Consider the following 14083-nt stretch of genomic DNA (forward strand, 5'->3'; position numbering starts at 1 on the left):
GGCGCCACGTTTGCTGGTACGTTTAAGCCGTCTGCAAACTGTGGTAGGTTTTTAAACATTCGTGCTGTCGTGGTTGCAGGAACAACCTTAGCATGCTTTTTAGCGGCAGAACAACCCTGCGACCAATCGGAATGTAGGGTGCTCTACCTGGTTCTTCAACCAATTCCCGGAACACAGGCCCTGGCTGGTCATTAACCATTGCTAAGCCGCCAGAGAAATCATTGGTTCCTTTAGCGTTTTTGCTTAAAATGGCACTACTAAAAGAAACTCCTCGTGTAAGCTGAATGTCCTTCCCTTGATTCAAAAATTGGTTAAAACTAGCCAATCCACTAAGAACATCATACTGTCCAGTGGACGAGTAAGCGGCACTTGGATACTTAGTTGTTGGATTAACGCTACTGTTCCAATATGCAATTTGCCCACTACCTACACCTACCGCAGATACTACACCAGAAGCATTCCCAGAAAGTATCTTATTTACAGGTGTAAAAGCATTGAATCCACTAATAGCATTATTTCCAGAAGCCACCGCCCCATTTATTCCTGAAGCATCGCCCAATAAATACTTTTCATTCGGATTTTGCCCGTTATACTGAAGAATCGAGTTAATCCCAGCACCGAAAGCATTGACAACCGGCGTAATGTTAACACCTGGTTTTTTGTATTAGGGTCCAGTGAATTATACGCAACCAGTTTCCCTGTGGCTTGATCTATTCCTAGATTAAATCCATAAGCATCCGCGATCAGTTTCTTAACCGCGCTAGGAAGGCTATTGAATTGTTGCATAGCGGCATCAGAAGTGTTTAATTTCTGGATTAAATCTTCATTGTTACCAATGATTTTTTGATTGCTGGTGCTTTACTTAATTCAGACACCGAAACTTTCGCTTCACTCAACTTTTGCATTAAGTTAGCGTGGTTTGCCTCTAAATTCTTCGGTGGAATTGGAGTTGCATTATATTGACCAATATTGATACCGGCATCTAAAAGCTTCTGCCTAGCATCTTTGTCACTAATTAGAAGCTTCTTTTCCTTCTCAGGCAATTTATCCCAAAGCCCGTATTTAGCAACCAAATCGGCCAGATCTGCTTGACCTTTGGCTTTTAAAATTGCTTCCTTTTGAGCGGGCTTAAGATTATTCCACTCACCCGCTTTTATCAGTGCATTGACAAGAGGTAAGGTTGCCTTATCTTTGACCACAGCCTCTTGCTGTTTCGGGCTCATCTGATTCCACTGATTAGTTTTGATCAGTGCGTCGACTAATGGCTGATAGTTACCCTTAACGACTGCTTGCTGGTCTTTTAATGACAGCGAATTCCACTCAACAAATTGATCCATGATGCCAGCAATCTTATCCGCGCCTTCTTCACGCAGAATTGCCGTTTTTTCCATGTCAGGGAGTGACTTCCACTCGTTTGACATGGACATGGTTTCAGCAATCATTTGCTTGGCGTTGGTACTAATTTTGGCGTGCTTCAGCTCAAAATCTAGGGCTTTCCATCCGCCCTTTACCCCCGCTGCGTCTTTGAGCACTTCAGGCAGGTTCGTCTTAACTTTCCCAGTCTTCGGGTCAAGTACAAGTTTGTTCCAGGCTTCCCCGGCTTTTCGGGTATCGCTACTCATTGTCGAAGTGATCTGGGCTGCCATACCTTGGGTCCGCTTTGCAGCAGAGTTGTACTCATCAAATGCCTTTTTCGCTTGCGCGGCTGTATAGCCGTATTGCTCGGTCAATTCTGCTTCAATCTCAAAGCGAGACTTGCCTTGTGCTTTCGCAGCATTAATATAGCCTTCGCCAATCTTGGTCATCGTGGCAGAGTGTTCACGTTCAAGCGCCTCTAGCCCTGCATTACGTTCTTTTGTGGAGAGTTTGTCATTATTCTTGATTTTAGCAATACGATCTACGTATTCAGACTGCTCTTTATAAGCAGCTTCACCTGAAGCTTTTGCCATTTCTGCCAGCTGGTCCTGGCTCATTTTGCTGGTTTGATTAAGTTCTGCAGCCAATACTAGTCGTTGTTGCTTTGCAGTCAATCCAAGAGTTTTGACTTGTTCCTCTGCCATTTTGGTTTGTAAATTACCAATAACAGTTCGCTGTTCGTTTGTCAGCTTAACGTTGTTATCCCGTGATTGCTTAGTGATGCTAGCGACCTGCTGGGCATAGTCTTTCATGTTACTAATACGCTTATCGTTCGCTGATTTTTCTTTGTTAGCTTGTTTTTCGATAGCAGCGCCAGCATCACCACCAACATCTTTAGCAATCTTTTCCGCTGCATCATGCTGCTTCTGGACAGAATCTTCTGCCGATTTTGCCATATCATCAAACGCTTCACTAATTTTCTTTGCGTTTTGACTAGCACCCTCGGCAGTGTTATCTAATGCGGCAGATGCTTTTGTCTCAAATGACGAAAACTTGCTTGCCGCTTGATCAGCGTCAGAACCAATATCAGAGCCCCATCGTTTGGTTCGTTCTGATGATTCATAAACCCCTTTGCCCCACAGTTCCCAGACAGCGACCCCAGCACCAACTGCGGCGGTAACACCTAAAACTGTTGCGCCGACCGGTGTAAGGGCAGTGCCCAGAATACCAGCTGATTCTCCGCCGGTGGTCAAGGCTTTACCAAAGAGTGAGAAACCACCAGCAGCCTTTTCAGTGATGCCCGTTGTGCCGCCAATTGCTGAAGTTAGCGCCTTGGATGCTAAAGAAGTATCATCGAGGGCTGTTTTGGCAGCGCGCATGCCTCGGAATTTCGCAACAAGGTCAACAACACCGGTGGCCGTTCGCCCAAAGCCTGATGTCAGTTTCCCAACACCTAACAACACCGGACCGGCTGCTGCGGCCGCTAACACGGAGTTAGTGATAAGCCGCTTTGTACCCTCGTCCAGGTCGCCAAATTTTTGAACTAATTGACTTGCGCCACGTAGTAATGGCGTGACTTCGGGCAAAACATCTCGTGCAAGAGACATACCCAAGTTAGAGAATGATTCCTTAAAAATCTTCAATTGATTCTGAGCTGAAGCGAGATTTTTCTCAGACAATTGCCCAACGTAGTCCTTTTTGGATGACTGAGCAACTTGCTTATTCAAATCGCCTAACGCTTTAGCATTGTTCGACAAGATGATGGCTGCCTGTTGCCCGGTTGTGCCGAAAATATCGTGGAATAAATCCAACTGATCAGTCTTAGAGAAGCCCTTTACGTGGTCCTTCAGAATCCCGAAGATGTCGGTCATTGATTTCAACTTGCCCTCATTATCCACGAAGTCGGCCATTGTAAGGCCCATAGTTTCCAGAGCTTCCTTACCATTCTTGGTTGGTGATACCAGAGAATTAATTGCTTTACGCAGCCCAGTACCAGCTTTGTCGGCTTCCAAACCATTGTTGGATAAAATACCCATCGCAGACGCAGTTTCGGAGAGTGAAAAGCCTGCTTGGTGAGCTGTTGAGCCAACGTAAGACATCCCAAGCCCTAAATCGCTAAAGTTGGTCGCCGTTAAGTCGGCTGCATAAGCCAGCTCATTAACCACTGTCTTTGTGTTGCGGGTCATGCCCGATGTTGTTTTGCCCGCATATCAAACGCTTCGAGGGTTTGAGACGCAACTGTTACGACATCGCTAAAATCATCACCAGATGCTAAAGCACCTTGAAGTTCGGTTTTCATAGCACCAATAGCTTGCGATGAGGTGTAACCACGCTTGACCAGGTCTTGATATCCGTCCGCAATCTTGTTGACTGACACACCATAGTGGTTAGACAGAGTTATAGCGTCCTTGGACATCGTCGAAACACCAGAGATAGCTTCTTGCGCTGATTCACCACCAGTTTGAATAAGGTTTTTGGTTTCCAACATTTTGTTGTCAAATTCCATTGCCTTATTCGTTGCCGCCACAAAGCCTGCGGCAAGTGGGACAGTCACGCCCATCGTCATCGTTTTACCGACGCTAGACATCTTGGCTCCGGCTGATGTTGCTGCGGTCCCGATTCGGTTCAAGCCGCCTGTAAAGCCTTCAGTTCGTGTTTGAATTTCAGCATACGCGCGGGCTGTTGCTTGCAGCTGATTTTGCAGGCTGTTCAGCTTTGCATTTGCGTTTTGAAGTTGGGTTGCGTACTTAGCAGTTGCGCCAGTGGCAGCACCTGTCGCTGTCCGTGAGCCCTCATATTGCCGCTTCTGTTCTGCCACAACTCGTGCCTGAGCTTCGATTGCTTTAGTCAGTCCAGCCTGCTTGACACGTAAAGTATCAACTTCACGGCCACTCGCTGCCACGACAGACAAGGAAGACTTCATCTCCGCCATCGCATACTTTGCTTCACGCTGAGCACCTTGTAAGCCCCGACCAAAATCACTGTGATCTAGCCCAAGCTCGATGACCATCCGGCCTAAAACATCTTCTGCCATTTATTTTCCTCCTTTCCTCAAAATTAAAGGGACTTAACAAAGTCCACCAGGTCTACTGGTTTGTTTTGTTGAGTCTCTTTTTGTCTATCGACGCCTGCATCTAGCACTTGCATCAATGTATCGCGATCAGTCTGAAGCAGGTCATTAATGCTATAACCGGGCCAATTAGTCACTACTGTGTTGATTAGTTGATAGATTGACTTTTTGTATCCGGCGAAGCTTGTACCTTCTCCGCCGGTGTCGAGTTTGGGTCATTCAGGCCCATAACCTCATTAATTGTGCCATCAATAACTTCTAAAGCATCCCGAGCTTCAACGCCTGCTAATAAAGCCTCCGGTGTTACTTCAGGGTCGTCAAATACACTCGCCACAAATGTAACCTTCGCCTTAATCCACTCAACCTGGTTCTTATAGTCCAGGATGTGATCATTTAAATCAGCAGCCTCGATTAATTTTTGGATCGGGATAAAATCTTGTGTGTATGTCTTTAAACGTCCATTTTTCTGGCGTAATTTCAATTCAAGCTTCTTTGCCATTTAAAAATCCTCCATAGTCGCGGTATCGTCTCATATCTCTCGTCTCTGTCCGCAGTTTTAATTAGCCCTGGTTTTTGGGTCTGTAACAGGTGCTGTAGTAGTCGCAGTTTTGAGAACTTCCTTTTCAAGTTCTTCAAACACAGCCGCGTCAGTCCCCACGTACTTACCAACATATTGACCGTTTTGTGGGCCGTCGTCGGTAGATGCAATAACTGACAGGGTGTAAGTTTCTGCTTCAGGCTTAAAGGTTTCAGCTGGGTCTAATGTCTTCGCGCTGATCTTGTCACGAGCCATTGTGCCACGGAAAAATCCAAGCACGGCCTTGTTGCCTTGAGCGTCTTCTTGTTCCATCGTCACACCGACATAAGGCGCTTCGGTGGTGTTACCCATATAGGTAATCTTGTTTTCGTTAACTTGGTAGCCAAGCACGCGATCACTAGCGCCGTCAGGAAAGTCCAAAATACCGAATTCTACCTTTACATCGCCGACACCCTTACGAGAAATCCAGTAATCAATATCGGAGCCCGCTACCTTGGTAGCTTCCTTTGATAATCCTGAAATTTCCGCCGTGGAAGTTGCACCTTGGTTTGGCTTACCTTCAATAACGATTAAGTTGCCGCTTGGCTTATCGTCAGCGTCGAATGGTTGAATCTTGATTCGCTTAAATCCTACTAATGTCATAGTTAATCTCCTTTTTAATAGTTCGTGTCATAAAGTTTTGTGTTGCCACGATAACGTCTGGCGTCGGCAAAACGATTCGTCTCGCTGAAGAACTCATCGATGCCATCCGTCATTTGGGCAAACGAAAAGCCCATCATTATTTCTCGAATAATGTGCTGGGCTTCTTTTACATCTTTTCTGATTTTCCCCTCCACATTTACTTGGAAGGTGTATTGCCAGGACAACAACTGATCACTGCCACCGATATCGGCCTGTTGCGGGCCAACTGGCGAAATCACGATGAACAGTTGTGTGTGGTCGGCCGATTCGGGGTATTCGTATTTGGCAATTCGCTTGCCGGCCAGCTCTGAAATACGCTGATTGGCCTTGATTGCCTGATAAACAATATCAATCATGTCTTTCACAGCAGCTTCTTCAACTCCTTCGCCTCGATTGCCTTGGCGGGTTGCTTCACAGCGTCATAAGTCGCCTGAATCTTCCCCATCCCTCTTGGGCTAAAGGTCTTCCCGCCGCGCGTATAGCCAAATTCGTTCAAGTGGACAAGGCGCCAACGCTGTCGAGAGCCGCTGCCGGACCACCCAATTTTGATGGTTTTGACGCCACCGACTGTTCTGGGGTTACTAACAGTGATTTCTTGAACTGTCGCGCCAGTGTCCTTGTATGACGCCACAGCGCGTTTTAACTGCACTGCGGTTAATCGTCCGGCGACCTTCAAAGCCTCGCCCTCAACGCGACTGAGCTTTGCTGGACTTAGTTTAGAAGCCAGCTTGGCTAGTACTTCGTCCATGCCCGTAATATTAACTGGCACCGGCATCAACTCCCTTCGGATAGCCAAGAACAATCACCAAAAAGGCATCATTCTCGAAGTCCATGCGGACATTGACCACATCCCAGTTTCGGTTCTTATAGCGATAATCGTCGATGAAAACCTGATGCTTGTCCGGCGTTGGAATAAACTCACCTCGAGGATCTCGAATACGAATTGTGACACCATCTTTGCGATCGGCCACATTCAGCAGCTGTGAATCTTTTTGACTTGGCGCATAAACTTGAGCCCACGAGTTGTAGACAACTTTCGTCGGCATGTCGCCAGGTTCACCATCGTCATTGGGCGTTTGTTCTAGGAACTGCACTGGAATTCGCAGGTCGCCTGAAGTCACCTTCGGCTTCTTGTAGACAAATTCTGGTCGGTTACTCATCGGTATCACCACCAGGCTTGTAGTTTTGCAGGGCTCGACTTAACAAGGCGTCTCGGAAGTTTCGTTGAAAAACTCGAGCTGGTCATTGTAGGCATAGCGTGCGCGTTCAAAAATCAACTCTTGGAACTCTGGTGGGAGTGTCTCACCCTCGACCGTGTCGCCTGTGATTTCGCCCACGGCCTTTTGTGCCTGATCAAGTAAATCTTGCAAATATTCATCTTCGCCGGAGTGAGTAATGTGCATACGTGCCTTGAATTTTTCAATTTGACTACTACTCAACTGATCACCCCACTAACGTGAGTAAGTCGGGCTTTGTCGCATTTGAAGGATATTCAATGCCCCTCGTATCCAAATAGGCCTTGATGGTGGCCACAGTGTCTGCATCAGTAGGCCTGGAGCCCGCTTGGCTATCGGGCACTACGCTTTGGGTCTGGAGTTGCGCTCGTTGCGTCTGGGTTCTTGAAATCCTTTGCTGGACTAGTTGGCTTGAAATCAAATACAAGGGCAGCATTGTTGTCCTTTGCCTTACCATACGCAAATTGCTTGGCAGTAAAGAGTTGCATATCTTCCATTGCCAGTGTTTGGTCGAATTGCTTAATAGATACACCACCAGCGGTGTATGCATCATAGCGGCCCTTAACAAAGGCAATGACTTTGCCTTCAGGTACAAATTCAGATTCCACAATTTGCACACCGAACGGTAAGGAAAATACCCACTGGCCGTTGACGTTTTGAATCATTGAAGCAGCCGAGAAGTCAATGCTTGCCCCTGGGGTAACAACTAACACTGTATTACCTTGAGCAACGACAGGCTTCCCATTTTCTTTCTTAGACAAGGCACGCACAATACCGCCCATTTCAGACGAGGTGGTTTTTGAGTCAGCCAATGTGATGGTGCCCGCGCTTTTCTTTTCTTGGTAAACGCCGCCGGTAACCGGTGCGTCCTTGGCAACGTTACGGTTTAAGCCAATTGGCTTTTGATTGCCATCACCGGTTAAGAAAGCTTGCTCTAACCCGACTGCAAAAGCTTCTGTGATTTGAGTGACGACGAATTGCTTTAACCAAGCTGCACCGTATTCCAGAGCATCATTTGGAACGACTACAAATGCCGTCACCTTGTTCTGGTCTGCTTTTTCTTCGGTGAATGCTTGGTCTAATTGACCCTTAATCTCATCAAAAATCTTACCCCAGACGACTGCACCCTTTGTATCAGACTTGAGAATCTTCAGTCGTAATCCGGTTGTCTTGAGGTTCAAGGCAGCAAACAATGGGTGTTGAGTTACTAAATCGTCGAAAATTTCATTGACCGTTGTTTCAGGCAGCACAATTTCGTTCTTTGAGCCGACATCTGTGCTGATGTCGTTGAAGAATTTGATTTCTTCGTTTGTAATCTTTGGATCCACACGACGGTTAGCCTCAAACGTGGAAAGCTTTGTGTCAACTTGGGTGTTGATTTCGGCCACCATATCATTTTGGAGCGCGTTCATCATGTCATCATAGGCATTGGCTTGTTCGTCCACGCCGGCACCGTCCTTAACGAGCTTGGCGTAATAAGCTTTCTTGTCCTTAAAGTTGACAAGATTGTTTAAATTCATGGTCATATTTGACCCTCCTTGTTTGTATTAAAAAAGGAATCCGGTTGGCTTTTTAGCTTCGGGTTCCTGTTCTTGAGATTTTAAGTTGTCTAATGCTTCCTGATAGGGCTGCAAAGCTTCAGCAACCAGTTGAGCGATTTCTGCACCATCGATTGTCACTGCCATGTTGCCAACAGTATTTTCATGATCACCGGCTACTGTTTTGTTTTCATCCATTGCCATCACAACGCGGCCCTTTGCCAGAGCTTCGGGTGAGAGCTGATCACTCATACTTGCTACCATAGAAAGTGAATCTTCATCTGCAAACATCACTTCATCAGCCAGTCCTGCTTCAACAGCAGCCTTCGCTGTAAACCAGGTCTCTTTATCCATCAGTGCCTTGAAATCATCCGCAGAGCGCCCAGTACGTGCAGCGTATGAATCAGCGATTTGACCTGACAAACCATCTAGCACTTCAGCAGCGTGCTTGTGTGCTTTTGCGTTACCACCATTTGCGTCTGACGCGTCGTGAATCATCATCATCCCCATAGGGCTGATTTTGACATTGTCGCCTGCCATTGCGATTACAGAGGCCGCAGACGCCGCGACGCCAACAATGCTGATATTAACTTGGCCTTGGTACTTACGTAGCGCGGTGTAAATTTCTGCGCCTGCAAAAACATCACCACCACCTGAGTTAATTTCCACATCAATTGGCTCGTTTGTTTCCGGAAGCACCAGGTCTTTTGGTGCCGTTGCTTCCTTGCCATACCAGCGATAAACATCGACGTCACTGTTCGATACGATTGTTCCCTTGACTTGTAGTTTCATCCATATCACCTCCTTTCAAGTAATTTTTGGTTAGTACATAATCATCGCCACCCGAACGCGGCTCCATCCCGAAGTCTTTACGGACTTCATTCGGATTAGCGACACCGGCACTGATCAACTTATCGATTGACTCAGCAGCTGAGTAAATATCCTTCTTGTTCAGTCCGACAATCTCGACTCGCTGCCCATTACTAAATTCATTCGGCGTGAACAGCTTGGCATTCAATTCGTCTTGAATCATCTTGATCAGTGGATTGAGTGCGAAGTCCAAGTAGCTGCGAATGTTTGAGTCCAGCTTTTCGTTTTGACCATGAATCAACGCGGGCGGCACACCAATTAAGGCCGCGACAGTATCAATCATTTGGTCTTGCGTTGACTTCAGGTCATTCGTTGTTTGTTTCTGAACACCTTCAGTGTTAGTAAGCTCCGAGTAATCAAAGCCCGCCGTCTGTGGAACAATCGCGACTGAATTAGTCTTGAAGGATTCGTAGACTTTGCTGATGAACGCCTGTAGATTTGCCATTCGATTATCGTCCGTACCAGTAGTCGCCGCCATGGACACCGTGCCACGAATTTGTCCGTTGCGCATTTGGACTTCAAGCATCCGCTCGTACAAATTGCCAAGCTCTGAGCCAAGTTCATTAATGTATTTGGTTAGTTTTCGTTCGTGTACGTCAAATACCACACATCATCCATTGAGAATGTGCGATAAAACGGATAGCCGATGCCATCATGTCCTGATACAACCACATTTGAGAAGGTAGTTGGATAAAGTGCCACTGAATTTGCTGTCCAAGTGTCTGCAATCAATAAGTCATGTGTGTCCGACTCAATCACAAGCACTTCGTTGTTTCGGATAAGCCGATAAATCAGATCTCGCCAAAACGTTGTCGAGGACTGGTTGGCATTTGGCCGAACGTTGAGCTTATATGATAAATTATCTTGAATCACCCGGTCGCCTTTATAAACGCGGAAATCAGATTGTGCAATTGAGCGCGCCACAAAGTTAATGACCGTCTCGAGTGCAATCTCTTTGATGTAGGCCCCATTAGCCGTGTCTTCGTATAAATCAAAATCAAATACTGTGCTGGCGTCTTGGCGGCGTTTAAAAATATCAAGAAATCCCAATATTTCACCCCCTTTCTAGAAGTCCAAGTTCACAACAGCAGATAGAAATCCACTGACGTCAACATCTGAGATGTAGTCAATGGCATAAAGCGTGTATTCAAAAGCCTTGAACCCGTCAGTCTTACGGCGAATTTCCTCTTTCTTTAGGTACTGTTTGTTCCCGCGCTTATCCGTCTTCACCAGCACATTGTTGGTGTTCCAACGCAGTAGGGGGTTATCTCCCCAGATGAATCGTTGTTGGGGGAACCCGTCGTCAATAATCGTTGCCAGCAGACCGTCAATTGCTGTCGGGTTCTTGATAACCATGACCTCAAAGCCTGCGTCTTCAAGCAACTTGCGATAAATAGTCGCCCTATAGTTATCCATAACTACTTTTTTGATATTGAACCTTTCTCGCATTGATAGCAGCCACTGAACCGCGTGTTGTGGATCAATCATCGACTCAGACAAAATATCAATGTGGCCGGCATCTTCCCACTCGCGAATTGGAATTTCAATCCGTTTGTTTGGTGTCGCGTCGTGGTAGTTTTTCCGCGAGTATCCGTAGTACTTGTCGACGAACGACTTCAAAGCCCATTGATGTTCAAGCGTGACCAGCTTGCCGTTTGCTTTGATTGTCACGGCGGCGGCCACAAAGTCTCGTACCGTCGCAAAGTCGACAGCCGCGATTGCTTCACGGCCGTCTAAATCATCGGGTATTGGCTGATTAGTCGCTGCAATTTCATCCCAGGGCGCAACCGAGGATTCCATCGATTGAGACGGAATGTCCATACGTTTAGTTAGGAACTCTTCAAGACCGCTTGGGTTGTCAGCCAGGTCGGCATAATCTTTTTCGATTTCTTCAACCAAGTCTTCAGCGTATCCTGTAATTGGTTTGGACAGCATAGGGACCGATTTTTCCCACATGTGTGGATCATCAATCTCATCACGATTATCTAGTTTCGCAATCCAGGGGAAGATAGTATCCGGTTTCGCCTTTCCTGATAAGACATTGGCAGCGAGCGCCTTTTTCTTATCGATAAAACCGTCTCGAACGTACCCGTCAGTTCCGATGTAAAAAATGCGCGAGTTGGGCTTTTTCCCAAGCCCAGAAATGTGCACTTTAACGTTTGAATCGTCTTGGTACTCGTGAATTTCATCGAATATGACAAAGCCGTCTCGCAAGCCGTCTTTTGTGTTCCCATTTGACGTCCGGAACCGAAGTGTTGAGTTGGTCGACTTCGATCGGACTAATGTTTGGGTCGCGTAGAATTGGCGTTCCAAAGTCGCAGCATTTTTCGGGTCGTGGACCGCATCAGCGATTTCTTTAACTGATGTTTTAGCCTGGTCTTCAGAGTTTGCGATGATTGACCCGTCGTAGCCCCGAATCCCATTCAGGGGGGAAATGAGAAATGCCGCTAATGCAGAAATCAAACCATTCTTCCCAGATCCGCGGCCCATCATCCACAAAAATCACGATAGTAACGTTTCCCGTTCTGCTTATACAAAAAGACGAACGCGATTAAGAACTTCTGGAATGGCCGGAGTGGAAAAAACCACTTCTGCGCAAACTTCACGAAGTTTTCAATCTGTTCGTTATCAAAATATAGGTCCTCCGTAAATACGTATTCTCTTAAGTATTTAATCAGGTCGATGCGTTCTTGATTTAAGAGCACTTTGCCCGATTCATACTGGTCAATGTACTCCGTCACGTACTTATTTATCTTCAAGTTAGATCACCGCCCGAATTATCGTCGTCAGGAAGCGGCGGAGCACTAGCCAGACCCATGTCTTTGCCCAACGCGATTAACGATGTGCTGATTTTGTTCATGTCATTCAGTGCCGGGTTCGTTTTGACGTACTCTTGAGCACCATTCTTAACCACAATCACTGGATTCTTGTTGGCTTCCCGCTGCAGCTTCTGATAAAGCCGGACAAGCGAGATATACCGGTTCACTTTTTCGACTTCAATCTCAGATTCTGGGTTGATTTTCGTCATCAACTCGTTTTTGATACCAGATAAGCTCATTACCCCACCCCCCTTCGCGATAAAAAATAGGCCTTTAGTCCGGAAATCGAGCCCACCCACCGGTTCCCAAATTTCGAAAAAAACGTTTGGAATTTGGCCCCGGGGGTCTCTGGAAAAAATTTTCGGAAAAAACTTTTGTAAAAAAATAAAAATCACCAGCGTTCATCAGTCGCCCACTTGTTTTGCTTTCGTGGCCCGCGCGGTTTGTAGTTGAATCGATGGTGACGCTTGTTGTGGCAGTCTTTACACAGTGTTCTCATGTTGGTCATGTCGTATGCGCACTCTGGGTGCTCTTCGACCGTCTTGATATGGTCGACCTCAAGCACTGTGTCACGGTCAGTTGTGACCTTGCCTTCTGCCTTGCACCATTGACACTCGTGATGATCACGTTCGATGACTGCGTCGCGAAGTCGCCGCCATTCAGCGGATGCATAGAACTCTGCTCGAGTAGCATGGCTGGTTGTATCTATCATTGATAGCCCACCTCACCAGTCACCATGTCGCGTGTTACCACATGATGAATGCCACTATCAGTTTTAACTACCACCGTGGCTGTGAATACGCACGTGCCTTGCTCTGTGTGCCCTCGAGTAATGTATTGATAGTTGCACGTCACAACCGGAACGATTTCACCGTCAATCATAATCTCAGGAACATTTGTGCCTGAATTAATCTCAAATTGAATATCATGATTTGTCAAAACAATCACCCAAGTTTCTTTCTCAATGCGCATTATATGTATTGACTTCAATACGCATTGAGCGTATTATAATAGATGTAGAGAGGAGATGAGGGAATGGGAACCGTTAAGCGGAGAGACTTACTCAAAGAACTTAAGAAGCAAGGCATTGTAGTTGATGAACATGGTGGCCGACATGCCAAGCTGATTAACCCTTTGAACAACCACACCGCGCCGCTCCCACGCCATGTTGAAATCAGCGAGTACACGGCGAAGGATATCAAACAGCAATTAGGGCTTACATAAGCCCTTCTTGTTGTACTCTCATCTGAATCTATAAATAAAAATAGGAGGTAACATTTATGAGCGACAAAGTAATTGCATACCCTGCGCTGTTCCGTGCATTACATGATGACAAAGACACCTACTTAATTAAATTTCCTGACCTTCCAAATACATTTACTGAAGGCTATGGATTGGAAGATGCCTACCTAATGGCCAGTGATGTGTTGGCGGAAATGAACTATGACCAGAAGAACTTACCCAAGCCATCTGAACTTAATAGCTTGAAGGTGTCTAATGATGAGTTCATCGGTATTGTTACAGCAAACTTATCTGAGAAGAAACGTGCCATGCAGAAGTTCGTTCGTAAGAATGTCACGGTTCCAACCGATCTAGCAAAGCGTGCTGAAGATGCAGGACTGAACTTCTCTGCCACATTAACAGAAGCACTCGAAGCAAAGCTGGGCTAATTGCCCGGCTTTTTTATTTACACAAAAACAGACAACCGATTGGCTGCCTGCTTCTGTGATTGGTATCAATGAGATGTGGATATACCACAACGACGGCGTGCCGGAATTGAACCGGCGTCTGGGTGTCGTGTTGTTATCCCGGGATCACCCTATGCTTCCATTACACTAAAGCCGTCAATGACCACGGCTGGAATTGAACCAGCATGCTTAACTGGGATTAACGTGGCCGATGCCAGCAAGCGGTTTGACCCGACTGACTGGTTACTAGATTAGCCGCTCTGGTCGCGGATCGCTATCGATTAAGAC

The 14083-nt window shown here is 46.4% G+C and carries 17 protein-coding genes, 1 tRNA gene and 1 pseudogene; 2 read left to right on the forward strand and 17 right to left on the reverse strand.

Annotated features, from left to right (window positions below):
- Nucleotides 1–22 precede the first annotated feature (22 nt).
- The 16 genes and pseudogenes from JCM17471_RS10760 to JCM17471_RS10835 form a co-directional block, all read right to left on the reverse strand.
- Entirely contained in the window at nucleotides 23–559 is a 537-nt protein-coding gene (locus JCM17471_RS10760) for a hypothetical protein (protein WP_054777894.1), read from the reverse strand.
- 256 nt (nucleotides 560–815) lie between these two features.
- Nucleotides 816–3542: a phage tail tape measure protein gene (locus JCM17471_RS10765; protein WP_054777895.1), complete on the reverse strand. Its 2727-nt coding sequence runs from the start codon at nucleotides 3540–3542 to the stop codon at nucleotides 816–818.
- Entirely contained in the window at nucleotides 3539–4390 is an 852-nt protein-coding gene (locus JCM17471_RS16050; protein ID WP_054777896.1) for a phage tail tape measure protein, read from the reverse strand. Before JCM17471_RS16050 ends, JCM17471_RS10765 begins: the two co-directional genes overlap by 4 nt.
- Nucleotides 4391–4574: 184 nt before the next feature.
- The gene (gene gpG, locus JCM17471_RS10775) at nucleotides 4575–4925 is read right to left on the reverse strand and encodes a phage tail assembly chaperone G (protein WP_054777897.1); all 351 of its coding nucleotides are present in this window, start codon (nucleotides 4923–4925) and stop codon (nucleotides 4575–4577) included.
- A 57-nt stretch (nucleotides 4926–4982) separates the two neighbouring features.
- Complete coding sequence (locus tag JCM17471_RS10780) at nucleotides 4983–5606, reverse strand: major tail protein (RefSeq protein WP_054777898.1); 624 nt, start codon at nucleotides 5604–5606, stop codon at nucleotides 4983–4985.
- Nucleotides 5607–5620: 14 nt separating this feature from the next.
- Nucleotides 5621–6001, reverse strand: a complete 381-nt coding sequence (locus tag JCM17471_RS10785) for a hypothetical protein (RefSeq protein WP_147660995.1) — start codon at nucleotides 5999–6001, stop codon at nucleotides 5621–5623.
- Nucleotides 6002–6006: 5 nt separating this feature from the next.
- Nucleotides 6007–6420, reverse strand: coding sequence for a hypothetical protein (locus JCM17471_RS10790; RefSeq protein ID WP_054777900.1), 414 nt, complete (start codon nucleotides 6418–6420; stop codon nucleotides 6007–6009).
- Nucleotides 6404–6805, reverse strand: a complete 402-nt coding sequence (locus tag JCM17471_RS10795; RefSeq protein WP_054777901.1) for a hypothetical protein — start codon at nucleotides 6803–6805, stop codon at nucleotides 6404–6406. The genes JCM17471_RS10790 and JCM17471_RS10795 overlap by 17 nt, the downstream gene beginning before the upstream one ends.
- 39 nt (nucleotides 6806–6844) lie before the next feature.
- Complete coding sequence (locus JCM17471_RS10800) at nucleotides 6845–7084, reverse strand: phage head-tail connector protein (RefSeq protein WP_082395304.1); 240 nt, start codon at nucleotides 7082–7084, stop codon at nucleotides 6845–6847.
- A gap of 128 nt (nucleotides 7085–7212) precedes the next feature.
- Entirely contained in the window at nucleotides 7213–8406 is a 1194-nt protein-coding gene (locus tag JCM17471_RS10805; protein WP_082395305.1) for a phage major capsid protein, read from the reverse strand.
- A 21-nt stretch (nucleotides 8407–8427) separates the two neighbouring features.
- Nucleotides 8428–9210 carry a head maturation protease, ClpP-related gene (locus JCM17471_RS10810; RefSeq protein WP_054777902.1) on the reverse strand — a complete coding sequence of 261 codons (783 nt, stop codon included), beginning with the start codon at nucleotides 9208–9210 and terminating at the stop codon, nucleotides 8428–8430.
- On the reverse strand, nucleotides 9170–9814 hold the full coding sequence (locus JCM17471_RS16055; protein ID WP_054777903.1) for a phage portal protein: 645 nt from the start codon (nucleotides 9812–9814) through the stop codon (nucleotides 9170–9172). Before JCM17471_RS16055 ends, JCM17471_RS10810 begins: the two co-directional genes overlap by 41 nt.
- A 50-nt stretch (nucleotides 9815–9864) precedes the next feature.
- A complete protein-coding gene (locus tag JCM17471_RS16060; protein ID WP_054777904.1) occupies nucleotides 9865–10338 on the reverse strand; it encodes a phage portal protein in 474 nt (157 codons plus the stop codon).
- Between the two features lie 15 nt (nucleotides 10339–10353).
- Nucleotides 10354–12047, reverse strand: a pseudogene (locus JCM17471_RS10825) (terminase TerL endonuclease subunit).
- Nucleotides 12044–12346 carry a P27 family phage terminase small subunit gene (locus JCM17471_RS10830; protein WP_225354265.1) on the reverse strand — a complete coding sequence of 101 codons (303 nt, stop codon included), beginning with the start codon at nucleotides 12344–12346 and terminating at the stop codon, nucleotides 12044–12046. Before JCM17471_RS10830 ends, JCM17471_RS10825 begins: the two are co-directional and overlap by 4 nt.
- Nucleotides 12347–12498: 152 nt before the next feature.
- Nucleotides 12499–12819 carry an HNH endonuclease gene (locus JCM17471_RS10835; protein ID WP_054777905.1) on the reverse strand — a complete coding sequence of 107 codons (321 nt, stop codon included), beginning with the start codon at nucleotides 12817–12819 and terminating at the stop codon, nucleotides 12499–12501.
- Nucleotides 12820–13142: 323 nt separating this feature from the next.
- Here JCM17471_RS10835 and JCM17471_RS10845 point away from each other — a divergent pair, with 323 nt between their 5' ends.
- The gene (locus tag JCM17471_RS10845; RefSeq protein WP_054777907.1) at nucleotides 13143–13331 is read left to right on the forward strand and encodes a type II toxin-antitoxin system HicA family toxin; all 189 of its coding nucleotides are present in this window, start codon (nucleotides 13143–13145) and stop codon (nucleotides 13329–13331) included.
- A gap of 56 nt (nucleotides 13332–13387) precedes the next feature.
- Entirely contained in the window at nucleotides 13388–13777 is a 390-nt protein-coding gene (locus tag JCM17471_RS10850; protein ID WP_054777908.1) for a type II toxin-antitoxin system HicB family antitoxin, read from the forward strand.
- Between the two features lie 90 nt (nucleotides 13778–13867).
- Here the strand turns inward: JCM17471_RS10850 and JCM17471_RS14205 are convergent.
- A tRNA-OTHER gene (locus JCM17471_RS14205) sits at nucleotides 13868–13953 on the reverse strand.
- Nucleotides 13954–14083 lie beyond the last annotated feature (130 nt).

Source organism: Lacticaseibacillus saniviri JCM 17471 = DSM 24301 (assembly GCF_001311785.1).
Lineage (GTDB): Bacteria > Bacillota > Bacilli > Lactobacillales > Lactobacillaceae > Lacticaseibacillus > Lacticaseibacillus saniviri.

What these genes read in the sequence shown, in the direction of transcription:
- JCM17471_RS16050 (WP_054777896.1), bottom strand. Translation starts at nt 4,390, where the DNA reads ATGGCAGAAGATGTTTTAGGCCGGATGGTCATCGAGCTTGGGCTAGAT.
- JCM17471_RS10835 (WP_054777905.1), bottom strand. Translation starts at nt 12,819, where the DNA reads ATGATAGATACAACCAGCCATGCTACTCGAGCAGAGTTCTATGCATCC.
- JCM17471_RS10790 (WP_054777900.1), bottom strand. Translation starts at nt 6,420, where the DNA reads ATGCCGGTGCCAGTTAATATTACGGGCATGGACGAAGTACTAGCCAAG.
- JCM17471_RS10845 (WP_054777907.1), top strand. Translation starts at nt 13,143, where the DNA reads ATGGGAACCGTTAAGCGGAGAGACTTACTCAAAGAACTTAAGAAGCAA.
- JCM17471_RS10850 (WP_054777908.1), top strand. Translation starts at nt 13,388, where the DNA reads ATGAGCGACAAAGTAATTGCATACCCTGCGCTGTTCCGTGCATTACAT.
- JCM17471_RS10780 (WP_054777898.1), bottom strand. Translation starts at nt 5,606, where the DNA reads ATGACATTAGTAGGATTTAAGCGAATCAAGATTCAACCATTCGACGCT.
- JCM17471_RS10810 (WP_054777902.1), bottom strand. Translation starts at nt 9,210, where the DNA reads ATGAAACTACAAGTCAAGGGAACAATCGTATCGAACAGTGACGTCGAT.
- JCM17471_RS10785 (WP_147660995.1), bottom strand. Translation starts at nt 6,001, where the DNA reads ATGATTGATATTGTTTATCAGGCAATCAAGGCCAATCAGCGTATTTCA.
- JCM17471_RS10830 (WP_225354265.1), bottom strand. Translation starts at nt 12,346, where the DNA reads ATGAGCTTATCTGGTATCAAAAACGAGTTGATGACGAAAATCAACCCA.
- JCM17471_RS16055 (WP_054777903.1), bottom strand. Translation starts at nt 9,814, where the DNA reads ATGCTTGAAGTCCAAATGCGCAACGGACAAATTCGTGGCACGGTGTCC.
- JCM17471_RS10765 (WP_054777895.1), bottom strand. Translation starts at nt 3,542, where the DNA reads ATGACCCGCAACACAAAGACAGTGGTTAATGAGCTGGCTTATGCAGCC.
- gpG (WP_054777897.1), bottom strand. Translation starts at nt 4,925, where the DNA reads ATGGCAAAGAAGCTTGAATTGAAATTACGCCAGAAAAATGGACGTTTA.
- JCM17471_RS10805 (WP_082395305.1), bottom strand. Translation starts at nt 8,406, where the DNA reads ATGACCATGAATTTAAACAATCTTGTCAACTTTAAGGACAAGAAAGCT.
- JCM17471_RS10795 (WP_054777901.1), bottom strand. Translation starts at nt 6,805, where the DNA reads ATGAGTAACCGACCAGAATTTGTCTACAAGAAGCCGAAGGTGACTTCA.